The sequence below is a fragment of the Clostridium beijerinckii genome, assembly GCF_036699995.1.
GTDB lineage: Bacteria > Bacillota > Clostridia > Clostridiales > Clostridiaceae > Clostridium > Clostridium helianthi.
Genome location: NZ_CP144906.1, coordinates 2,965,647 through 2,987,996, shown reverse-complemented (window position 1 = coordinate 2,987,996; position 22,350 = coordinate 2,965,647). Strand labels below are relative to the sequence as shown.

Annotated in this window: 20 protein-coding genes; 15 read left to right on the top strand and 5 right to left on the bottom strand. The window is 30.7% G+C overall.

Translation table 11 applies throughout. The features are described 5' to 3' along the window. The first annotated feature begins 216 nt into the window (after positions 1–216). Both trxB and tpx read left to right on the top strand, forming a co-directional pair. The gene (trxB, locus tag PZA12_RS13820) at positions 217–1,125 is read left to right on the top strand and encodes a thioredoxin-disulfide reductase (protein ID WP_078115442.1); all 909 of its coding nucleotides are present in this window, start codon (positions 217–219) and stop codon (positions 1,123–1,125) included. A 45-nt stretch (positions 1,126–1,170) separates the two neighbouring features. Then, positions 1,171–1,656 carry a thiol peroxidase gene (tpx, locus tag PZA12_RS13815; protein WP_077843333.1) on the top strand — a complete coding sequence of 162 codons (486 nt, stop codon included), beginning with the start codon at positions 1,171–1,173 and terminating at the stop codon, positions 1,654–1,656. A gap of 240 nt (positions 1,657–1,896) precedes the next feature. Here the strand turns inward: tpx and PZA12_RS13810 are convergent, their stop codons facing one another. After that, a complete protein-coding gene (locus tag PZA12_RS13810; protein WP_077843332.1) occupies positions 1,897–2,496 on the bottom strand; it encodes an acetate uptake transporter family protein in 600 nt (199 codons plus the stop codon). Positions 2,497–3,189: 693 nt separating this feature from the next. Between PZA12_RS13810 and PZA12_RS13805 the strand changes: the two genes are divergently transcribed. Together PZA12_RS13805 and PZA12_RS13800 are read left to right on the top strand one after the other, a co-directional pair. Next, entirely contained in the window at positions 3,190–4,206 is a 1,017-nt protein-coding gene (locus PZA12_RS13805) for a pirin family protein (protein ID WP_078115443.1), read from the top strand. A 139-nt stretch (positions 4,207–4,345) separates the two neighbouring features. Further along, complete coding sequence (locus tag PZA12_RS13800; RefSeq protein WP_017210553.1) at positions 4,346–4,636, top strand: hypothetical protein; 291 nt, start codon at positions 4,346–4,348, stop codon at positions 4,634–4,636. A 159-nt stretch (positions 4,637–4,795) separates the two neighbouring features. Here the strand turns inward: PZA12_RS13800 and PZA12_RS13795 are convergent, their stop codons facing one another. Then, positions 4,796–5,413, bottom strand: a complete 618-nt coding sequence (locus PZA12_RS13795) for a hypothetical protein (protein WP_103699323.1) — start codon at positions 5,411–5,413, stop codon at positions 4,796–4,798. Positions 5,414–5,708: 295 nt separating this feature from the next. Here PZA12_RS13795 and PZA12_RS13790 point away from each other — a divergent pair, with 295 nt between their 5' ends. The 5 genes from PZA12_RS13790 (at position 5,709) to PZA12_RS13770 (ending at position 11,851) form a co-directional block, all read left to right on the top strand. Beyond that, positions 5,709–6,917: an aldo/keto reductase gene (locus tag PZA12_RS13790; protein WP_078115445.1), complete on the top strand. Its 1,209-nt coding sequence runs from the start codon at positions 5,709–5,711 to the stop codon at positions 6,915–6,917. Positions 6,918–7,652: 735 nt separating this feature from the next. After that, positions 7,653–9,920, top strand: a complete 2,268-nt coding sequence (locus tag PZA12_RS13785) for a discoidin domain-containing protein (RefSeq protein WP_103699062.1) — start codon at positions 7,653–7,655, stop codon at positions 9,918–9,920. Positions 9,921–10,345: 425 nt separating this feature from the next. Beyond that, a complete protein-coding gene (gene rpsU, locus PZA12_RS13780; protein WP_012058882.1) occupies positions 10,346–10,522 on the top strand; it encodes a 30S ribosomal protein S21 in 177 nt (58 codons plus the stop codon). A gap of 251 nt (positions 10,523–10,773) precedes the next feature. Beyond that, positions 10,774–11,406: a YkgJ family cysteine cluster protein gene (locus PZA12_RS13775; protein ID WP_077840393.1), complete on the top strand. Its 633-nt coding sequence runs from the start codon at positions 10,774–10,776 to the stop codon at positions 11,404–11,406. A gap of 196 nt (positions 11,407–11,602) precedes the next feature. After that, positions 11,603–11,851, top strand: coding sequence for a hypothetical protein (locus PZA12_RS13770; RefSeq protein ID WP_017210548.1), 249 nt, complete (start codon positions 11,603–11,605; stop codon positions 11,849–11,851). Between the two features lie 158 nt (positions 11,852–12,009). Here PZA12_RS13770 and PZA12_RS13765 read toward each other — a convergent pair whose 3' ends face one another. Together PZA12_RS13765 and PZA12_RS13760 are read right to left on the bottom strand one after the other, a co-directional pair. Beyond that, a complete protein-coding gene (locus PZA12_RS13765; protein ID WP_023975606.1) occupies positions 12,010–12,147 on the bottom strand; it encodes a hypothetical protein in 138 nt (45 codons plus the stop codon). 471 nt (positions 12,148–12,618) lie between these two features. After that, positions 12,619–14,874: an SPFH domain-containing protein gene (locus tag PZA12_RS13760; protein ID WP_103699063.1), complete on the bottom strand. Its 2,256-nt coding sequence runs from the start codon at positions 14,872–14,874 to the stop codon at positions 12,619–12,621. Positions 14,875–15,433: 559 nt separating this feature from the next. On the opposite strand from PZA12_RS13760, the gene PZA12_RS13755 reads away from it, so the two are divergent. Both PZA12_RS13755 and PZA12_RS13750 read left to right on the top strand, forming a co-directional pair. Beyond that, positions 15,434–16,354 carry an ATP-binding cassette domain-containing protein gene (locus PZA12_RS13755; protein WP_103699076.1) on the top strand — a complete coding sequence of 307 codons (921 nt, stop codon included), beginning with the start codon at positions 15,434–15,436 and terminating at the stop codon, positions 16,352–16,354. Next, the gene (locus PZA12_RS13750; protein WP_103699064.1) at positions 16,351–17,076 is read left to right on the top strand and encodes an ABC transporter permease; all 726 of its coding nucleotides are present in this window, start codon (positions 16,351–16,353) and stop codon (positions 17,074–17,076) included. The genes PZA12_RS13755 and PZA12_RS13750 overlap by 4 nt, the downstream gene beginning before the upstream one ends. Before the next feature lie 587 nt (positions 17,077–17,663). Here PZA12_RS13750 and PZA12_RS13745 read toward each other — a convergent pair. Further along, the gene (locus PZA12_RS13745; protein WP_103699065.1) at positions 17,664–18,710 is read right to left on the bottom strand and encodes a fatty acid desaturase family protein; all 1,047 of its coding nucleotides are present in this window, start codon (positions 18,708–18,710) and stop codon (positions 17,664–17,666) included. A gap of 315 nt (positions 18,711–19,025) precedes the next feature. On the opposite strand from PZA12_RS13745, the gene PZA12_RS13740 reads away from it, so the two are divergent. From PZA12_RS13740 to PZA12_RS13725, 4 genes are all read left to right on the top strand, one after another. Continuing rightward, positions 19,026–19,334: a PTS sugar transporter subunit IIB gene (locus PZA12_RS13740; protein ID WP_103699066.1), complete on the top strand. Its 309-nt coding sequence runs from the start codon at positions 19,026–19,028 to the stop codon at positions 19,332–19,334. A 28-nt stretch (positions 19,335–19,362) separates the two neighbouring features. Further along, positions 19,363–20,613: a PTS sugar transporter subunit IIC gene (locus PZA12_RS13735; protein ID WP_103699067.1), complete on the top strand. Its 1,251-nt coding sequence runs from the start codon at positions 19,363–19,365 to the stop codon at positions 20,611–20,613. An 80-nt stretch (positions 20,614–20,693) separates the two neighbouring features. Continuing rightward, on the top strand, positions 20,694–22,004 hold the full coding sequence (locus PZA12_RS13730) for a 6-phospho-beta-glucosidase (protein ID WP_103699068.1): 1,311 nt from the start codon (positions 20,694–20,696) through the stop codon (positions 22,002–22,004). A 19-nt stretch (positions 22,005–22,023) separates the two neighbouring features. Beyond that, positions 22,024–22,329, top strand: coding sequence for a PTS lactose/cellobiose transporter subunit IIA (locus PZA12_RS13725; protein WP_103699069.1), 306 nt, complete (start codon positions 22,024–22,026; stop codon positions 22,327–22,329). Positions 22,330–22,350 lie beyond the last annotated feature (21 nt).

Below are 22,350 nucleotides of genomic sequence, written 5' to 3'. Positions count from 1 at the left end.
TCTATATGCAATAATTTTTTAATAAATATCAAATTTTTTATTGGAAAACAGTTGACTAATTTTATCATTAAAGTTAATATAATATTATAAAATACAATATAACAAAATTTAATTTTATAAAATTAAATTATTAATTTAGAACAACTTATTGGAATTTTTATAAATTGTATATTATCAAAGAATATATAAATGATTATTAGGAGAGGTGTTGGTAATATGAAAGATATTATTATAATTGGAGGAGGACCAGCTGCCCTTACAGCAGCATTATATGCAGGTAGAGCGGGATTAAATGCATTAATGCTTGAAAAACAATATGAAGGTGGCCAGATAGTTACTACAAATGAAGTGGAAAATTATCCTGGTTTTCGCAGCATAACAGGTTCAGAACTTGCCAATACTATGTATGAACATGCAAAAGATTTTGGAAGCATTATGAAATATGAAGAAGTAATAGATATAAAAGTTGATGGAGATATAAAAAAAGTTATAACTGGCGTGAATACTTATGAAAGTAAGGTCATAATCTTATCAATGGGTGCAAAGCCTAAAAAATTAGGAATCGATAGAGAAGAAGAACTTACAGGTAAGGGGGTATCATACTGTGCTACTTGTGACGGAGGCTTCTTTAGAAAAAAAGTAGTTGCTGTTGTAGGTGGTGGAGATACAGCAGTAGAAGATGCACTTCATCTTTCAAGAATTGCTGAAAAAGTGTATGTAATTGTTAGAAGAGATTCACTTAGAGCAAATAAATCTGCACAAAAAAAGTTATTTGAAGCAAATAATGTAGAAATAATCTGGAATAGTGGAGTTACAAAACTTAATGGAGAAGAAAAATTAAGTGGTATAGAAATTAAAAATAATAAAGATGGTAAGATAGATAATTTAGAAGTTAATGGTGTTTTTGTAGCAATTGGAAGTGATCCATCTTCAGAATTAGTTAAGGACTTAGTAGCTTTAGATAAAAATGGTTATATTATTGCAGATGAAAGCTGTAAAACAAATGTAGATGGTATATTTGCCATAGGAGATATTAGAACAAAAGAAGTTAGGCAAGTACTTACAGCTGCTGCTGATGGAGCCGTTAGTATATATGGAGCAGAAAAATATTTGATAAACCACTAAGAAAATAGTTAAAATATAATATTAATAATTTAGGAGGAATGAATTATGAAAGTTAAATTTCAAGGAAATGAAGTAACATTAGAAGGAAGAGAAATTAAAGTCGGTGATACTGCGCCAAACTTCGTAGTAACAGATAATGGTTTAAATGCTGTTAATTCAAAAGATTTTACAGGAAAGAGAGCATATGTAAGTGTTCCATCAATAGATACACCAGTATGTGATCTTGAAGTAAGAAAATTTAATGAAGAAGCTGGAAAATTAAATAATGTAAAGATATATGTAGTATCAATGGATCTACCTTTTGCGCAAGGAAGATGGTGCGGAAATCAAGGCATTGATGCAGTACAAACATTATCAGATTATAAGGATAGGAGCTTTGGTAAGGAATTCGGAACTTACATTAAGGAATTAGGTCTGCTAACAAGAGCAGTATTTGTAGTTGACGAAAATAACAAGGTTACTCATGTAGAATATTGCGAGGAAGTAACATCAGAACCAAATTACGAAGCTGCTTTAAATGCATTAAAGTAAGGTGAATTTTATTTGTGCACAGAGATATTGTTATAGCTTTGCATCCTTTGTGTACCTATAAGATGTCCTCTAAAGAAGAAAAAACAATAAAGATTAAAGTTCTCCAATATTATTTGTATATAGGAGAACTTTAGTCTTTATTTTTATTCTAAATCTCAGGTTACTGTTGAACCTGAGATTTTATTTTATGTATACATTTACTTTTTAGTAAATAGATTAGTGCAGTTAAAGTGACGATATCTATTTAATAATTGGACCTGGTGAAGGGTAGACTTGTCTACCGAAAGCGGTATTAACAATAATTGCAGCGGCAAGATAAATTCCTAAAATACCTGCTATTAATAATCCAAAGGCAGGTATATTTGAAAAAATTTTTGGTAATACTCCTAAATCAATTAGAGAAATACAGAGCGAAGATAGATCTAAAGCAAAAACGATTAGGGATAACACTAATGGTGTTTTGAGGAATGCTGGTGTCCACATGATAAGTGAAATACTAAGTACTAACCATGCCCAACCATCCATGCGCGTATCTAGAGAAATTCCGTTAGTTACTGCATTAAATTTAATGAGCATTTCAATTCCGCCTGTTAACATAAAAAATGCACTAAAGAATAAAAATGTGTTTCCCCCAGTAGTATTGCCACCTTTTAAATCGATTAAAGCAACTACAACTTGTACGACAAAACCTCCAATAAGCCAGCATCCAAGAAGTGGCAAGGCTCCGCTTGTTACTCTTCCTGATAATAAGGCAAAAAAGCAGAAACTTGCTACTGCTAAAGCAACTAGGCCTGCGGGACTAGGATTAGACCATTCTTTTGTTCCGTTTACCTGGTTCAATATGATATCCTCACTTTCATATATTATTTTAAAGTTTGGAGAAAAGATTATTTTTCCATCCTTTAAAGATAATTATATAGAATATATTACAATTAATCAACATTTTTCGAGCAAAATTGTTATTTTTTTATCACCTTTAATAACCTTTTTTTACTTTATAAGTTAATTACATAATGTTTATGCTAAAAAACATTGATACAGATGTTTTACCACTACTTCGCTGAAATTAAAGAGAAAAATTATTAATATGTAATATTAAATAATTCTATAGCAATATCGTTCATTTACGATATTGCATATAAAGCGTGAAATTTATTGTTAAAGTTTTCTCAATTCATTTTATTAAATATAAATGGCTCAATATTTCAGATAGACTTACGGACTTTGCAAAGAATATGTATACAGTAGAGAAATTTTTCCTATATACTAAGTATTAATAAAATGCAATAAATTATTAGAAGCAATATACAAATAATGAAAGCTGTGCTATAATTTTATCAATAAATAATAATCATTATCAATTAATAAAATTTATAAGCTTTGATTGATTTTACAAAAGTAACATATAATAAAATGGAGAAAATTTAATCAATATATTTTTTAAAAATTAGATAATTCTAACTTGATTGATATCATAGGGGAATTATTAAAGACTATTTATAAATTATATGAAGTATCAAGGGAGGTTACGAAATGGAAAAAAATAATATACTTAAAATAAGTAAGCTAAGTTCACAGTGGCAGACAAGTGATCCTTTTATATTTTGTGCACATCACAAGGATGCTTATCCAAAGGGCAATAGTGAGATGGGACCAGATGCTTCTTTGTATGGGAGAACTATTGGCAACGACTTTAGAGGAATTGATGGATGGAACATGTATCATGGAGATACCATTCCAGGCTTCCCTCAGCATCCTCACAGAGGGTTTGAAACAGTCACAATAGTTCTAGATGGATATGTTGATCATGCTGATTCAGCTGGTGCTACAGGACGCTATGGAGCCAATGATGTGCAGTGGCTGACTGCAGGTAGAGGCTGTAATCACACAGAAATGTTCCCTTTGGTTAATACTGAAAAGGAAAATCCACTAGAATTATTTCAAATCTGGCTCAATCTGCCTAAGAAAGATAAATTCGTTGAACCACATTATAAAATGCTTTGGGCAGAGGATATACCTGTTATAAACTCAAAAGACAATAATGGAAAAACAAGTACTGTAAGAATTATTTCGGGTACTTATAATGGTACTAAAAGCTTAGAACCTTCGCCTAATTCATGGGCAAGTAAAGAGAATAATCATGTAAGAATATGTATTATACGTATGGAACCTGAAGCAAGTATAGAACTTCAAAAGGTATCTTCAACATTAAATAGAACTATTTATTTCTATGAGGGAGAGACAATACGGATTGAAGGAACTGATATTGATGTTTATAATAGTGTAAAACTTGCAGGTGATGAAGTTATAAAAATAGAAAATGGTTCTAAAGAAAGCTGTATTTTGCTTTTAGAAGGAGAACCTATTGGAGAGCCAGTTGTAAGTTATGGACCTTTTGTTATGACATCAGATAAGGAAATTATGGATGCTTTTGCAGACTATAAGAGCACTGGTTTTGGAGGCTGGCCATGGGAACGTGACGATTTTGTTCACCCAAGAGAAAAAGGAAGATTTGCACAATATCCTGATGGAACAACAGAATTTAGATAATATCTTTAAAATAAAGTATTATCAATAATCTATAAGAAAAAAATTTAGAAACAATATACAACTCATGAAAGTTATGCTATAATTTTATTAACGAATAATTATTATTAATTAATAAAGCTTTGTGAATGGAGTGAGATGTATGAAAACAATGGATAGTTTTAAATTCTTTTCAAGATTTTCTGAAATAGATGGAATGAAAGACGTAGATGCTAGCAACAAAGTGTTGAGAAATTTAATAGATTATGATGATGAGGTTTGCTTAGGACAAAGACAAGTAGGCGAGAGAAGTTACCATATCTTTTATTTAAATAAAAGACAATTTTGTGTTTACTATCATGGTGGCGGCACAGATGCAATGTGTTGTTCAAAGAAATTAGATGATGTTCTAGGGTATGTAAACAGCTTAAAGCCTGAAGATTTCAAAAATTAATAAAATCAGATTCCGAAAGGAAGCCTTAGGCTGTCGATAACTTCGACAGCTTTTCATTTATGTATAAAGAAAAAATTAAAGGCGTCTAAATTTACTAGACGCCTTTAATTAATGTGCAAATATAGACTATTTATCTTAAAGATATAATTAAAATCTATTTTATAAGTTGTCAGAATCACCAATCACTTCTGATGAAACTTTAAAGTTTACTTTAAAATTTTTGTAAGTGTAAATGCTAGTAAATAGGGCGCCAATACTTCCGCAGATAATGTCCCCAATAGTATCCACTAGACTATTATTTTGGCTTCTAAGACCAAATAATCTATCAGTTGTAAACTCGTAAATTTCCCAAACTCCAGCCATAGCTATTGCAAAGAAAAGGCTAAAAAGGATAATTGTTTTTATATTAAGCTTATTTGTTTCATTTTTATTTATAAGTTCCAATATTAACGAACCTATATAGAAGAGTATAACCCCTGACGACAGATGTTCTATTTTATCAAGATAAGGTATAAATGAATAACCTTTAAATTCATTAGCAAAAAACATAGTAACAAAAATAAATGCTAAAACAGAAAATCTTAAGCCAGTCGAAATTGGAATTCTACTTTTATTTATTAATACTTTTATAAAAGTTAACACTAGGATTATTAATATGGGTTGAAGTGTTCTTTGCATATCGCCCCTAATAAGAAAATAAATAGAACAAATCACAGCAAGAGCATATAAAAACAACTCAAAGTAGTCATTAAAACCATAGTTTCTTTTAGTTTTCATTTTCTATTCTCCTGTCTTAGAAATTTTTATTTATATTTTATAGTAATTAGATTTTTACATCTTAATCTGAACTCAGCATTTGCTTTACTATGATTTCAAATATATATTTATCATTAAAGCAATTTACTGAGCGGTAACAACAATATTAGACTAAAATTAATTAACAATCAATCATATTTTAGAGTCAGAATTACCATATTCTTCTTAATGAAATAATATCAGATCTGCTATTGGCAAAAAGTTCAATCTGTTATAATATACATATATTATATAAATTGTTGATGAGGTGGTTATAATGATGGATTCTGTGGAGGAATCTTCAAAAATGAAATATAGAGAAGATAAAAATGGAAATAAGCTATCAATATTAGGTTATGGATGTATGCGTTTTACTAGAAAAGGGGCCAGCATTGATATAGATAAAGCAGAAAAAGAAATTATGGAAGCGATAAATAACGGTGTGAATTACTTTGATACGGCTTATGTTTATCCAGGTAGTGAGGCTACACTTGGGGAAATTTTAAAAAGAAATAAATGTAGAGAGAAAATATTTATTGCAACAAAGCTCCCACATTTTATGGTTAAGTCAAAGAAGGATTTAGAAAAGTATTTTAAAGAACAATTAAGAAGACTCCAAACAGATTATGTTGATTATTACCTTATGCATATGCTTACTGATGTTCAGACTTGGAACAGACTGAAAGCATTAGGAGCAGATGATTGGTTAAAAGAGAAAGTTCAAAATGGGCAAATTCGTAATGTTGGCTTTTCCTATCATGGAAATACAGAAACTTTTCTTCAGCTACTAGAGGTTTATGATTGGGACTTTTGCCAGATTCAATATAATTATTTAGATGAACATAGCCAGGCGGGAAAAAGAGGATTAAAGGCAGCTAATAAAAAAGGTCTTCCTGTAATTATAATGGAGCCATTACGTGGTGGAAGATTAGTTAATTTATTACCTGAAAAAGCTAAGAACATAATAAAGGAAAATTCAAAAAAACGTACTCCAGCAGAATGGGCATTTAGATGGCTTTGGAATCAGCCTGAGGTTACATGCGTATTATCAGGAATGAACTCACTTGAAATGCTTCGTGAAAATATAGATATTGCAAGCAATGTTGAGATTAATGAATTCACAAAAGAAGATTTTGAATTAATAGAACAGATTAAAAATGAGCTAAATAGAAATATTAAAGTTGGCTGCACAGGATGTGGATATTGTATGCCATGTCCTAAGGGGGTAGATATACCAGGAACTTTTCATTCCTACAATCTCATGTATTCTGAGAATAAAAAGTCAGGCAGGCATAATTATCTAATGTGCACTGCAGTGCGTAAAAATCCAAGCAGCGCTTCACAATGTGTTGAATGTGGTAAATGCGAAAACCATTGTCCACAGCATATAGAGATTCGAAAGGAACTTAAAAATGCAAGTAGAGAGCTTGAAACTCCTGTATATAAAATTGCAAAAACAGCAGTTAAATTATTCAAGTTATATTAACATTATAGAAAGTCATCCAGTGAAATGGATGGCTTTTGCATTTTTATAAGAATTAAACACACATTTTTAAGAATAAAAAGAATATTTACAAAAAACACACTGTAGATTTACGTTTTATTCTAAAATATATACGTTTAGAGAAATGGGTGTTTACTTTGGATTTTTATCAGAGTATTATCAAGATATAAAGTAAAGCATACACATCACAAGCATCATATCATAAAAATAATTCTTTACATAACTATAAAATTCTCATTTATAATGAAATCACCAATGAATAAAGAAATATTATTGATAGCTCATTTTCAAATGTTTTCTCCATATTATGACCCTTGCGGTTACAAATATATTTATGATTTCTAGTGAAGATATGAACTTAAAAGTTTTAGCAACTTTGTAAATATAGTCATCTAATAAATCAAATTCTTGTTATTTAGTAAAAGGAAGTATTTTATGTATACGTTTCAATTGAGTTCTTGACACAAAAACTACTTCCAGTTACTAATTAAATAAATTCAGTTAAATAAGTTTAATAATATGATATTTATCTTCATCATTCTTAATACTAAAGCGCTTTAGTATTAGGTATTAGTGAAGTAAAATATAAAACTTAACCTCAAAACAGTTAAGTAAATTAATGTCTTTGTTGCAACAAAACATGTAGAGTATTTTTAATTAAGAAGCTAAATATTCAAAATATAAGGTTAAATTGTATTTTTAGGAGGTAGTTTAATAATGATTAGGAGAAATAAAAGAATTTTATCATTAACTCTTTCAATGGCTGTCTTTACTACTATGTTTATGTCAACTTCATTTATCACAAAGGCTGAAACTGTAAGTTTAGGAGCAAACAGTGAAATTACCTCAAATGCATCTACAGAAAGTGTAGCAGTAGCAACTAATATTGCGTTAAATAAGTCGGCAACTTCATCTTCAGTTACAGGTGGAAATACTGCTTCTTTAGCTGTTGATGGAAATGCAGGAACTAGGTGGGAGTCTGCTCAAGGCAGCGATCCTCAATGGATATCTATTGATTTAGGTGGAAGTTATAATATCTCAGGAGTAAAACTAAATTGGGAAACTGCTGCTGCAAAAGATTATAAGATACAAGTATCAACTGATAATAAAAATTGGATAGATGCTTATACAAAAACAGGAGGAACAGGAGGAGTAGAAAACATAACTTTTAATTCTACTGCAACTGGAAGATATATAAGAATGCTTGGAACAGCAAGAACTACACAGTATGGGTACTCTCTATGGGAATTTGAAGTATACGGTACTCCAGATGGTAATACAGTAAATAATGTAGATTTAGGTCAAAATGTTAAAATATTTGATCCATCAATGCCAAGTTCTGATATCCAAAATACTGTTGATAGCGTATTTAGTAAGATGGAGACAAATCAGTTTGGAAATGAAAGATATGCCTTTTTGTTTAAGCCAGGTTCATATAACGTAAATGTAAATGTAGGTTTCTTTACGTCTGTATTAGGACTTGGAAAGACACCAGATGCTGTTAATATAACTGGTGCAGTACGTTGTGAAGCAGATTGGATGGGTGGAAATGCGACTTGTAACTTCTGGAGATCGGTTGAAAATGTTGCTGTGACTCCAACTTATTCTTCTAATAATTTAGCGCCAGCAGGCACCTTGACTTGGGCAGTATCACAAGCTGCACCAATGAGACGTGTTCACATTAAAGGTGGATTGTCTTTATGGGATCCACTTGGAACTAATTATGATGGAGCTTGGTCTAGTGGTGGATTTATAGCTGATTCAAAGATTGATAATTCAATTACTTCCGGATCACAACAACAATTCTTTACTAGAAACAGTCAAATGGGGTCTTGGAATGGCGCAAACTGGAACATGGTTTTTGTGGGGAATAATGGAGCACCTACAGATGACAATGCATATCCATCAACACCAGATACAGTAGTCAGTCAAACACCAGCTATTAGAGAAAAACCATTTCTTTATATTGATGATAATGGAAATTACCAAGTTTTTGTTCCTGATCTTAGGAAGAATTCTCAAGGGATAACTTGGGCAAATGGTCTAGGACAAGGTACATCATTACCTATAGATCAGTTCTATATAGCAAAACCAGATACATCTACAGCTGAAAGCATAAATGCAGCCCTTATCCAAGGAAAGAACATTATATTTACCCCTGGAGTATATCATCTTAGTGATGCTATAAATGTAACAAAGTCTAATACAGTTATATTAGGTCTTGGACTTGCAACTTTGATCCCAGACAATGGTACTGCTGCAATGAATATTTCCGATGTTGACGGAGTAAAGGTTTCTGGAATTCTATTTGATGCTGGAGCAAAGAATTCACCAGTATTATTGAAAGTTGGACAAGATGGAAGTTCCGCTGATCACTCAGCTAATCCTACAAGTCTAAGTGATTTATTCTTTAGAATTGGTGGGGCAGCAGTAGGAAATGCTGATACAAGTCTAAAAATAAATAGTAATAACGTTATAGGCGATGATTTCTGGGTATGGCGTGCGGATCATGGTACAGGAGTAGGCTGGACAGTTAACAATGCAAAAAATGGTGTTATTGTAAATGGTAATAATGTTACACTATATGGATTGTTTGTGGAGCATTTTAAGGAGTATCAAACTATATGGAATGGTAATGGCGGAAAAGTATACTTCTATCAAAGTGAATTACCATATGATGTTCCAAATCAAGCATCTTGGATGAGCAATAATGGTACTCAAAACGGATATGCTTCTTACAAGGTAGCTGATTCAGTTACTTCTCATCAGCTTTTTGGATCAGGAATTTACTCATACTTTAGAGATGCTGTAGTATCAGAAAATAATGGAATAGAGGTTCCAAATGCGTCTGGAGTTAAAGTACACCATGCATGTTCCGTATATTTATCTGGTAATGGTGAGATAACACATGTAGTAAATAATACAGGTAATACAGCAAAATCTGGTAATATGAAACAATCAGTTACTGACTATCCTAATTCTTGAAATTAATAGGATATAAATTTCTTAATTTTCGATTCGTAAAAAGAGCTCTCATTCTATGTGGGAGTTCTTTTATATTTTAGGAACTACCCCTGAAAGGAAAATCTTTACAAAGTATAATAATTTTATTTTCGTAGAAAAATATAATGCAATTAAATCTGTAGGTAAATTATAAAACAATATTTTCAAATAATCTTGAATTCAATCAGGAGAATAAAAAAATAAATTCACCTGTCAGATTTTTTTTATATACATTAAAAAGTGCAGAGGCCCACAGAATATCTAGCTTAGAAGTATCATAAGACTTTATTACTAAACTATTAGGGCATTGACAGCATTTTAGTAAATAATGTATAGTATATTATGAGTTTATATTTGTAAACTATTAATGTGGTTTACAATACAGCGCCGGAGGGAGGGATAAAAGTATGTCAGAAATTAAAGTAGGAGAAAACGAATCTCTAGAGCAAGCATTGAGAAGATTTAAAAAGAAATGTTCAATGTCTGGAATCCTTTCAGAGGCAAAAAAGAGACAACACTATGAAAAGCCAAGCGTAAAAAGAAAGAAAAAGTCAGAAGAAGCTAGAAAGAGAAAGTTTAAGTAATAAATTATAGCGTTACTAATAGTATTAACTATTATAATATAAAACTATTTTACTTACAAAAAGCGACTTCCACATTTTGTGTCTCGGAAGCATTCTTGGGGAAATTAAAAATTTACAGGTAGTTATTATTTAACTACCTGAATATTAACAGACTAAAAATTTTAGCCTAAAGTTGAAAGTATTTTTTGAAAATTTTCTGCTTTAGGCTCTTTTTATTAAGAAAAAATAATTTGAAATAGAGGAACTATAAAATGAAATTACTATTTGATGACGAAGGAAAAGTAAATTATGATAAAATTACTAAAAATACAACAGTTAAAGATGTGTTAGATGCTATTGATATATTTTTAAGTAATAATCCTCTTGATTGTAATGGGTGCGAGGAGAGCTGCTGCAAAAAGTCTTGGTCTGTAGAAATGGATAATGTATGCGTAAATAAACTAAGTAAGTGGGATAATGAAGCAGCTTCTAATTTCGTGGAGGAAAAGTTAGTTAAAAAGAGAAATTACTATAGGGATTTTGATCAGTACGTATTAGATAAGAAAACTGACTGCAATTTCATAACAGAAACAAATCTATGCACTATATATGAAGAGAGACCAGTAATATGCAGGCTTTATATATGTAGTGCGAGAAGTTATAGATATAATGTGATTAGAGAACTCATAGGAAGTACATATTTAAAAGCACTTGTGCTTGAAGAGAAGATGAGAAAGAACGATTTCCCAGAAAAAACGATTGATAAATATAAAAGAAACCCAGCAGTTTTTGCTAAAGAATACAATATACTTTTAGAAGAAATATTTGATTATGCAGAAGATGAAGGATGGCTTTACTCAGATGAAAGAGATGAATTGTACGAAGAAATATCCTTAAATCTTTAACATAATTTTCAATATAAAAGCATTGTGCTAAAGTCATATACGCGCAGTGCTTTATTGTAGTACAGATCTTCTTCACATGCAATTACAAGTCGGGTGAGCAGAAAATAACTATAAAAATGTAACTTTAGTGGAAATTAATTGAATAAAGGTATACAATAGTAATGTACATAAAAAATAAATAAAAGGACTTGATAAAATGGAATATCTATATTCAATATCTACAGTATTAAGCTACATATTTCTAGTATTATTTTTTATCAGAGTATTTATAAATAAGAAAGAAATAGACTTTAAAAGTAATAAAATTGAATGGCAGGTGCTTGCGAGTCTAATAATTTTAAGTATTGTACCAATGGCAAACACATTCTTAACTGGTTCAAGCATTTACTTTTCAATACTAATGAAACATGATAACTTTATAAAGCTTATGAACAGAGAGCTTTAGAAGAGTTTCAGGCTATCTATTATATAGATAGTAACCCAGCTATTCCGACTTCAGAAGTATCAGTAAGATCTTGTTGAAGAAAGAATAACTGAACTTTTTATAAGAAGTTAAAGTAAATTTATTTAGATTTACATTATCCTCTTTAGAATAATAATGTTTTATTGAGTTGTTTTACCATTATCTAGTAACATTCGTCCAATAACCTTTTTAGGTCTTTTGTTATTTTTAGTGTTATTTCCCTTTTGTTTCTTTTCTTCTATTAATTTCTTCATCATTTCTATTTGTTTCTCATTCATGTTTATCCCTCCAGTGTAAGGCCTATTCATAAAATAACAAGTCGTAACTCTCGTATATTTTCTTTCATATGCCTATAATAAATCATATAATCCAAATGATTTTACAATTTTATAATTGATTGTATCATAGATTCAAAAGTTTATAAACTAAAAGAAATATATATGTTGCAAAAATAATTTTTCATGATAATTCTAAAAAGTGTTATAAGATATTTAACCATAGCTGTGAATTGTGAAATGTGCATTGTGAATTGCAACAAATACATTCTATTTATTTCTAGAGATTATAAAAAATGTATCCAAATAACTTCAAAAGTTACTTAGATACATCTCGTTTTTATAGATATGAAATTTAAAGATTTAGCTTATTAGATAAACATATTTATAAAGTTGTTAAAACTTTAAGTTCATATCTTCACCAGAAATTACATGTTGTTTATCTATATAATACTAGAAGTAAAAAAATAGGCTCTATACTTCAGGTTCCTTTGCAGAAATGCTATCTTTCTTCTTAGCTATCTTTGATTCTTTAGTAGAACTATTATCTGATTGATTAGTTATATCAGAATGTGTAGGAGTAACAGTATTTACTATTGATCCATTAGCACTAGCCATGTTAGCTAAAATCATACTTAAAATTCCTTCCATAGCATTAGGAGTTTTTCCATCAGCACCACCCATAATTACTGTTTGTGGTACAAGAGGGGATTTGCTTATCTTTAATGCTTCTGCAAAAGCAGTTAATACGCTTTGTTGTACTTGTAATTCAGGACCGCCATAAGCATCAACTAAGGCTTTAGCAGCAGTACCTTTTGCAAGACCAACCTTTGTTTCTTGTTCTGCAGTCGCTTCTGCAACAGCTTTGATATTTAAAGCTTGAGCTGCACCGACTTTTTCAAGTTTGAAAGCTTCAGCTCCAGCTTGTAATTCTACTTGTTTAGCATTAGCAGCTGCATTAAGTTCAGTAGCTTTAGCGTTAGCAGCAGCTTCAGCTTCTTTTGTATATCTTAAAGCATCAGCTTCTTGAGTTCTCTTGTACTTATCAGCTTCAGCAAGTTTTTGAGTCTTTAAAGCTAATTGTTCAGCAAGTTTTAATTCAGATTTACCTTTGTTATCAGCAACTTCTATATCGATACTTGATTGAGTAAGCGCTGCCTGAGCTGCACTTTTAGCAATTGCTTCATTAAGTTCTCTTTGTTTTTCTGCTGACTTTTGTTTTGCTTCATTTGTTTTAATTTCTTCCAATGCAACTTGTCTATCTCTAAGTTGTGCAAGGATTAGATCAATTCTCTTATCTGTTGAAGAAGCAGCAGGTGTACCAATTAATACTTCCTGTAATTCTAAATCATATAATTTGAATTTTTCCTTCATTTCTTTAGAAGCTTGTTCTTGAATAGCGCTTCTATCTTGTACCAATTCAATTAAAGTCTTAGTTTGTCCAATATTCTTAAAGTAACCTGCAACCATAGGATCTAGTGATTGTTCAATAAGAAGTTTAATATCACCAAATCTTTGGATTACCGAAGAAGCTTTTCTATAATCAATATTAAACACTACAGTAAGTGGGAGATTAGGTTCAAAAGCATCCTTAGTTATAAGATTAATTTCTTTTAAATTATCATCTAGTTTATGATCTCCAACCTGACCGCTAATCCATTTTAATATAACATTAGTAGTAGGAACTGGAATGATCTTACCGGCATAAGTATTAAATGGATACTTACCTGGCATCATACATTCTCTCCAAATACCTTTCTTGCCTTGCTCAACAAGTTCTCCATGAGAGTAATCTGATCCAGATACATCTTCACCTTTTTCACCAAAGTAACTAACAACAACACCTACATAACCAATATCTATAATACTTTTTGGAACTATGTCCACATTAGCAAATAACCTATTAATAAAGTAAACACCATCTGTTAATACCTGCATCTGCTTACCTTTTCTACCACCAGCAGCTAAGAATTTTTCAGGTTCTTGGAAGTTACTATGGTAATATTCATTTGTAATACCATCACCAACTATTGGAGCGATTATAGCTCCGTTATCTGGAGTAGGTCCTTCATTAACAGTTACTATACCAATTGTATCTTTAGTTTTAATATTATTTCCATATTCATCTTGTTCAAGATTTTTTGAGCTTGAGATAACTACAGGAAGGAATCCATTAACTCTAAGTAAGTCACTTCTCATAGTTTCTATTTGCTCTGATTCATCCTTTGAAGTAAATATTGAATGTACTTTATCCTTTGTAATTATGATAAACTGAGCTAGATTAAATGCATAAGTACCTTCACGAAGAATTTGCCTTTGAGGACCTTTTTGTCCTCTATTATTTAAAAAAGCTACTACATCCTGAAAGGATTTACACTCAGGAATAACTTTTCCTAAAGTTTGTCCATCAGCAAGGCTTTCTCCTGATCTTGCAAATACATAACCTATCTGTCCTTGTGGGATAGTTACAAGTCTTACTTTCTTAACCTTGTACTTAAAAGGAGTTTTAAAATGCACTCCAGCTCTAAGTACGTTTGGCTGATAACCAGCTTCACCCTTCAATGCAATTAAACCATCAGCAGGTACAGACCCTTTTAAACTCCACCATTTTTCTACTATACCTACTTCATCGGTTCCGATACTTGTAAATCCTATGCCATAGAGTAATATAAATAGCGCTAAGATTCCAATACCCACATAAATTAGAATTGATATTGTTTCTGAATTCATAAAATTCCCTCCATAAATTTATTGTCTTTTTGTAAGACATTTACTTGTTTGATTGGTATAGATAGTAATATATTATATTAGGCATTAATTGTAAATGTCCAAATTAGTCAAATTTCTTCATTAGATTTGTTGCCGTTACCAATTAGAATAAACTAAACTTTATTATCTTTCGCAATATCATTCAATCGCTTTAAATCTACCTCCCATACATTTACTTTTTAAGAATATTTTAATACATGCTGATTTATGAGCACTTTTCAGTAACTATTCTCTTAAATAGTCCAATTATTAAATTTTTTTAATGTTATGTTTGCGTAAACTAATTCAATCGTATCGCGGCTTTTAAATGATTATCTTTTAGGTAGAAAGGACTATTCTCTATTATCATTGTCTATTGTTCGTCAATGATAATAGAGATTGTATGAATCCCACAAATAAAGGCTTATAAAGTTTTAATACATTATTTTGTTATTTAGGGGTATAATGGAAGTGGGGCGTGTTGAGAAACAGCTTTTATTTTACTTGGGAATATTTAAGACAATTTGAAGGGAATATTAATATGAATTATATATTGAAAACTGATAATCTAACAAAACAGTATGGAACACAATTAAGTGTAAGTAACTTATGTATTAATATCGAGGAAAGGGACATATATGGATTTATAGGAAGAAACGGAGCAGGAAAAACAACTACTTTGAAGATGATCTTAGGATTGATCCCTGCAACTAGTGGTAAAATAACGGTTTTGGGAAAAGAAGTTAATAAAAAGGATATTTCTTATTTAAGAAATATAGGATCTATTATAGAATTTCCATCGTCTTATGAGAACCTAACTGCTTATGAGAATTTAAAACTTCATTCTAATTATATGGGGTTGGAAGACAAGGGCATAATAGATGAGTGCTTAGATAAGGTTGATCTTTTAAATGATAAGAATAAAAAAGTTAAAGAGTACTCATTAGGTATGAAACAAAGGCTTGGTATAGCGCGCGCAATTCTTCATAAGCCAAAGCTTTTAATTTTAGATGAGCCTACTAATGGATTAGATCCACTAGGAATAAGAGATCTTAGAAATTTCATACTAAGACTTGCTAATGAGGACAATATGACTTTTATAATATCAAGTCATATATTAAGTGAACTAGAACTTACAGTGACTAAGCTTGGTATTATAGAAAAAGGAATTTTATTAAAGGAAGCTTCGATGAATGAGATCAATAATAGTTACGAGGAATATGTTGATGTTAAAGTTGATGATGTGAAAAAAGCGCAAAAAGTATTAAATGAAAATTTGAACTTAGATAGTTCATTAATTGATGACAACTATTTAAGGCTTAATATAAAGGGAAAAGAAATGAAAACAAACTATATAAGCAAAGCACTAGTAAATAATAGTGTGGAGTTATTTGAATTAATTAAAAATAAGGAAGGTTTGGAGGATTATTTTGTAAGGATTTCAGGAGGAATAAGGTTATGATGAAGTATATTTTAGCAGAGATTTTTAAGTATAGAAAGGCAAAGATTAAATTCTGTACAATAGTGCTATTTATTCCAACTGTTATTTCATTTATAATATATGGCTTTAATGAAAAATACAATTCATTACTTTTATGGGAAGGTTATTTAAATGTGATATTAAATTTCCTAAATGATATTGTAGCTCCTATAATTTATGGAATAATAGCTGCTTATATATTTGGACATGAATATGAAACAAAGACTATGAATGTTATGTTTACTTACCCTATTAATAGAATGAAGCTTTTATTTTCTAAGCTTGCATGTATTCTTTGTATTATAGCAATTACTTTAATATTAGTATTCTTTACTTCAATAATTTTAGGACTTGTACTAAAGCATGAAAGCTTAGATATGGATTTACTTATATATTATTTCATATCATTCTTAAAGATGATATTATTTCACTTTATGCTTGTTTGTATAACTTGTGCAGTGGCCATCTACACAAAAAATGTATTGCCAGGCATAATATTTGTTATTTCAGCTACTTTCGCAAATATAGTAGTAGTAAATACACATTTATCAGCATTCTATCCATGGAGTGCACCAGTTTTATTGAGTCCACATGAAGGAATTGGAAGAACCTTTATTCCATCTACTTTAAGCATGATATCTCTAGTAGTTATTTTTTTAATTGGGCTTGCTATATCAATTAGAAAATATAGATATGTAGAGTAAAGAAGTAGCATAAATCTAAGTTTAATGTTGTTTATATATAGGGTTCCATATTGAGAGCCGAACTTATGTGTATATCAGCCGAAATTGAACATATATTTGTTCAATATGACTATGAAAATTTCTCTGCTCCAATATATTTCAGATTTTCAATTAGGAAACCTATAAATGATAAAAACAAAGACTTAAAGTAACTAACAGATACTTTAAGTCTTTGTTTTTATAAAAATCTAATATTTATGGCGAATTAAATCTTAATAATTTATATAGATATCCAATTTAAGAATTCGACTTATTAGATGAACAGATTTACAAAATTGCTAGAATTTTAAGCTCATATCTTTACTAGAAATCATAAATATATTTGTGAAGAAAACATTTGAAAATGAGCTGTTAAAGGTTCTTAGCTGTAGGTTGTTCCAATTTAGCTTGTCAAACTGAAAGTTGGAGCATGCTAAATTGGATACAACCTGCTGCTTAGAACCTTCAGCGATATTTTCATAGCTTTTCGGAACAAAATATTTATGATTTCGGTGAGTTTTATGCATAAGTTTAAGTCTCAATTAGTTTATCTATATCTCTAATTTTATCTATAGATTATGATAAGAAATTTTATTAGGTTTTAATCCTTTTTCTAGTGAAGTATATATGCGTTTGTTTCTTGGATCTATTAATTCCTCGTTATTATAATAGATTCTAGGAGTTTTCCAAAGAAGCTTCAAAGCACTTAAAAGCGGCATTTGATGATATCTATCTGGCCAGAGTTTTAATATTTCTTCCTTTACTAGAGAATAGTATTTAGGATTCATTCCTGGAAATAGATGATGCTCTGTGTGGTAAGAAAAATTAAAATGTAGAACATCAAGCCACTTTGGAACTGTTACTGAAAGACTATTAACCAAAGGATCATTTATAGGTACAAGAGGATTTAATCTATGATTACTTGATATATAACACATTACAATGAAATTTCCTATAAGGAATGGAAGTAAATATGAGAAAATCCATTTATCAGTTTCAACTAAGAAGAATAAACCTATCCATATAATCCAAGGGAGTATAAACTGAATCCATAGTTTTATGCTTTTTTGTCTTTTAAATTCTTTAACATATATAAAAAACATGCGAGTTCCATGAAGAGTAAAGGAAATACTTAATGCTGAGAAACTAAATAGTGAGCGAAACCACAAAGGAAGTTTATAAATGTACTTTATAAAAGATCTATTGCTAAATTGCTCAAAGCTCATCCAAGCATCTGGATCATTTATTTCATGTTGAGTATTAGCATGATGACTAATATTATGCCACTTAATCCAAAGGTTTGGACCTATGCTTAATGGCAAAAAAGCTATCCCTCCAAGCAAGTTTTTTAACCAATGTGTTTTTACAACAGTGCCATGTAAAATTTCATGGCCAAGAAAGCCTATGGATGCAAAACTAAAGCCTAAAACTAAAGATATTAAAAAGTTTATAATGTTATTAAATCTACATAGAGTAATTGTGAGTATTCCACAAATTATAATAATTGCATATGCAAGTCCTCCAAACAGCCTTGAAGGTACTGGTTTAAATGCATTTTTAGGTAGTTTGGGGGATATCTTACTAGCATACCACCCTATATTATGAAGTTCTTTCATCGATTTTACCGCCTTTCGTGATCTATAAAGTATCAATAATATTTATCTAATCAACGTACATGGATTTAAAATATAATTTCCAAAGTACTTAATTTATGTTAACAATAATCATTATCAGTTGTCAATAATTATTTGTTAATATTCTTTTGTAGAACTTAAATTTGCTAATCTATGAAACAAAATTTCAAGCATAAGCATTTTTTATGAAATTTTATTAAATTAAAACCAAAAGCGGGTAATAATACGGTTAGCACTAAAATACATATATTGTAAAGCAGCATTTAAATATATTGCTAATTGAAGGGGGATATTGTTATGAAAGTTTTAATGGTTTGCTCCGGAGGAATGTCTAGTGCAATTGTTGTACAAGCGATAAAAAAGGAAGCTGATAAAGAAGGATTTGATCTAGAAATCAAAGCAGTAGGAACTAGCGATTTTGAGGATGAAATTCAGCAAAATAAATATGATTTAGTTTTAGTTGCACCTCAGGTAAGACATAGATTAAATGGTTTTAAAGATCAAGCTAAGGAATATAGCCTTGAAGTAACTACTATTGAACCAATGGGATATACGCCTCTTGGTGGAGCAAGAGTTCTTAAGCAAATAAAGAGCTATTGTAAGTAAAAACTATAATAAATGATAAGGAGGAAGTATGAATAAATTTTTTAATTGGCTAGAAAAGTACTTATTGCCACCAATGACTAAATTATCTGAGCAGAGGCACTTAAAAGCTATTAGGGATGGTATAGTATCTACTATTCCACTAATAATAATTGGAAGTTTTTTTCTCGTAATTGCAGTTCCGCCAAATGACTGGTTAAAGCAATTAGTGGCTCCATATGTTAATCAGATAATGTTTCCATACCGCTTAAGTATGGGCATAATGGCCTTATATGCATCTTTTGGAATAGCATATAATCTAGCAAAGTCATATAAGCTAGATCCTTTATCTGGTGGAAGCTTAGGGCTTGCAGCATTCTTGCTTACAAATGTTCCATTAAATATTGATCCTAATGGCTGGATGTTATCGTTATCTAGTTTGGGCGGATCTGGTATGTTTACTGCTATTATAATGTCTATTTTTGCTGTGGAAATCTTTAGAGTATGCAAAGAAAAAAATCTAACTATTAAAATGCCAAAAGAAGTCCCAACATCAGTTGCTAATTCTTTTGCAGCTCTTATTCCAGCAGCTTTTATTATAGTCCCAATATGGATCATAAGAGATTTATTAAATTTTGATATTCAAAAATTTGTGCTAAGTATATTTACGCCTTTAGTAACTGCAGGTAATTCACTTCCTGGAATATTAGTTCCAATATTACTTATTACACTTTTATGGGGATGCGGAATACATGGAGATTCTGTTGTTGGTACTGTTGCTAGGCCTATATGGCTTGCAATGCTTGATGCTAATGTAGCAGCTCAAGCAGCTGGACAGCCTATTCCTAATATAGCACCAGAGCCATTTTTTCAATGGTTTGTATGGATTGGAGGGTCGGGAGCAACTATAGGACTTGTAATATTAATGCTAGGCTCTAAATCAAGATACTTAAAAGATATCGCTAGAGCAAGCCTAATTCCAGGAATCTGTAATATTAATGAACCTGTCATATTTGGAGCTCCAATTATGTTAAATCCATTATTGATAATACCATTTGTTCTTGGACCATTAATTTGTGGGTGTGTATCATACTTTGCTATGACTTTAAATTTAGTTTCTAAACCAGTGATTTTGGCACCATGGACATTGCCAGCACCTATTGGTGCGTATCTTGCAACTGGTGGAGACTGGAGAGCGATAATTTTAGTATTGATAAATATTGCCATTGTAACTGCTTTATATTTCCCATTCTTAAAAGCATATGAAAAGAAGCTAATTAAAGAGGGCATGGAAAATAATTAATAAAAATTGATTATAAATTTAAATTTGTTATGCAGTTATTGCATAAATGCTGCATAACAAAATCAAGTTGGAGGCGTAAAATGAGTGAGTTGAAAATTGTAATAATTGGCGGTGGAAGCAGCTATACTCCAGAAATAATAGAAGGCTTTATAAAGAGAAAGGATGAACTTCCGGTTAAGGATATAGTTTTAGTTGATATAGAAGAGGGTAAGGAAAAGCTTAATGTAGTTGGAGCTTTAGCAAAGCGAATGTGTGAAAAGGCTAATTTAGATATTAGAATTTCTCTTACATTAAATAGAAGAGAGGCTCTAAGCGATGCTGATTTTGTAGTTACACAATTTAGAGTTGGAGGATTAGATGCAAGGGCACGAGATGAGAAATTCCCTTTAAAGTATAACGTATTAGGTCAGGAAACAGTTGGTCCTGGAGGTTTTGCAAAAGCTCTTAGGACAATTCCTGTAATTTTAGATATTTCAAGAGATATAAAAGAATTATGCCCTAATGCATGGCTTATTAATTTCACTAATCCATCAGGAATTATAACAGAAGCCGTATTGAAATATACAAATATTAAATGTATCGGCCTATGTAATGTTCCAATACACATGAAGATGGATATAGTTTCAATGTTAGATGTGAACAGTAAAGATGTTTTTATAGAATATGTAGGACTTAATCATTTAGTATGGGGACGAAATGTATGGCATAAAGGCATAAATGTAACTGATAGAGTTATAGAAAAATTAAAAGATGGCGCAGAACTTACAATGAAAAATATATCAGATTTAAAATGGCCAAAGAAGTTTTTAGATGCTTTAGGAATGATACCATGTCCTTATCATAGATATTACTATATGACCGATAGATTATTGAAGGAAGAAAAAGATGCAGCCAAAACTATTGGGACACGGGCAGAACAGGTAAAGAAAATTGAAGCAAGCTTATTTGAAAAATATAAGGATAAAAATCTAGATGTTAAACCACCTGAGTTAGAAAAAAGAGGTGGAGCATATTATTCGGATGCAGCTGTATCACTTATAAGTTCAATATACAATGATAAAAAAGACATTCATACAATAAATGTTAGAAATAATGGAACTATTAAAGGAATTCCAGACGATTCCGTTGTTGAAGTTAACTGTTTAGTAGATAAGAGAGGTGCAACTCCACTATCTTTGACACGACCTGTAGAAGAAAAAATTTTAGGTCTTATTCACAGTGTAAAATTTTATGAGATATCAACAATAGAAGCTGGAGTACATGGAAATACAAATCAAGCTATAATGGCACTAGCTAATAATCCACTAGTCCCATCAGTAGATATTGCAATTAAGCTATTTGAGGACTTGTGTTCATTAAACAAAGGGTATTTACCGCAATTTAATAAATAATATTAGGAGATGAAGCTATATGGAGCAAGAAATATTCGAAATAATATCACATGCAGGAGATTCAGGAGCATATGCCTTTGAAGCTCTCGATGAAGCTGAAAATAAAAACTACGATAAAGCAGAAGAATTTTTAAAAAAGGCTAGAGAAGAACTTAAACTAGCTCATAGTACTCAGACAAAATTGATTCAAGCTGAGATAAATGGAAAAGGAATTAAAATAACATTACTTATGGTTCATGCACAAGATCAATTAATGACTGCCATGTCTGAAAATGTGCTTATTGAGAAAATGGTAAGAATGTATAAGATTATGAATGAAAAGTAAAATAAATATTATGTAATTAAA

Excerpts from the sequence above, each read along its gene's own strand:
- trxB (WP_078115442.1), top strand. The coding sequence starts at position 217 with ATGAAAGATATTATTATAATTGGAGGAGGACCAGCTGCCCTTACAGCA.
- tpx (WP_077843333.1), top strand. The coding sequence starts at position 1,171 with ATGAAAGTTAAATTTCAAGGAAATGAAGTAACATTAGAAGGAAGAGAA.
- PZA12_RS13805 (WP_078115443.1), top strand. The coding sequence starts at position 3,190 with ATGGAAAAAAATAATATACTTAAAATAAGTAAGCTAAGTTCACAGTGG.
- PZA12_RS13800 (WP_017210553.1), top strand. The coding sequence starts at position 4,346 with ATGAAAACAATGGATAGTTTTAAATTCTTTTCAAGATTTTCTGAAATA.
- PZA12_RS13795 (WP_103699323.1), bottom strand. The coding sequence starts at position 5,413 with ATGAAAACTAAAAGAAACTATGGTTTTAATGACTACTTTGAGTTGTTT.
- PZA12_RS13790 (WP_078115445.1), top strand. The coding sequence starts at position 5,709 with ATGATGGATTCTGTGGAGGAATCTTCAAAAATGAAATATAGAGAAGAT.
- PZA12_RS13785 (WP_103699062.1), top strand. The coding sequence starts at position 7,653 with ATGATTAGGAGAAATAAAAGAATTTTATCATTAACTCTTTCAATGGCT.
- rpsU (WP_012058882.1), top strand. The coding sequence starts at position 10,346 with ATGTCAGAAATTAAAGTAGGAGAAAACGAATCTCTAGAGCAAGCATTG.
- PZA12_RS13775 (WP_077840393.1), top strand. The coding sequence starts at position 10,774 with ATGAAATTACTATTTGATGACGAAGGAAAAGTAAATTATGATAAAATT.
- PZA12_RS13770 (WP_017210548.1), top strand. The coding sequence starts at position 11,603 with ATGGAATATCTATATTCAATATCTACAGTATTAAGCTACATATTTCTA.
- PZA12_RS13765 (WP_023975606.1), bottom strand. The coding sequence starts at position 12,147 with ATGAATGAGAAACAAATAGAAATGATGAAGAAATTAATAGAAGAAAAG.
- PZA12_RS13760 (WP_103699063.1), bottom strand. The coding sequence starts at position 14,874 with ATGAATTCAGAAACAATATCAATTCTAATTTATGTGGGTATTGGAATC.
- PZA12_RS13755 (WP_103699076.1), top strand. The coding sequence starts at position 15,434 with ATGAATTATATATTGAAAACTGATAATCTAACAAAACAGTATGGAACA.
- PZA12_RS13750 (WP_103699064.1), top strand. The coding sequence starts at position 16,351 with ATGATGAAGTATATTTTAGCAGAGATTTTTAAGTATAGAAAGGCAAAG.
- PZA12_RS13745 (WP_103699065.1), bottom strand. The coding sequence starts at position 18,710 with ATGAAAGAACTTCATAATATAGGGTGGTATGCTAGTAAGATATCCCCC.
- PZA12_RS13740 (WP_103699066.1), top strand. The coding sequence starts at position 19,026 with ATGAAAGTTTTAATGGTTTGCTCCGGAGGAATGTCTAGTGCAATTGTT.
- PZA12_RS13735 (WP_103699067.1), top strand. The coding sequence starts at position 19,363 with ATGAATAAATTTTTTAATTGGCTAGAAAAGTACTTATTGCCACCAATG.
- PZA12_RS13730 (WP_103699068.1), top strand. The coding sequence starts at position 20,694 with ATGAGTGAGTTGAAAATTGTAATAATTGGCGGTGGAAGCAGCTATACT.
- PZA12_RS13725 (WP_103699069.1), top strand. The coding sequence starts at position 22,024 with ATGGAGCAAGAAATATTCGAAATAATATCACATGCAGGAGATTCAGGA.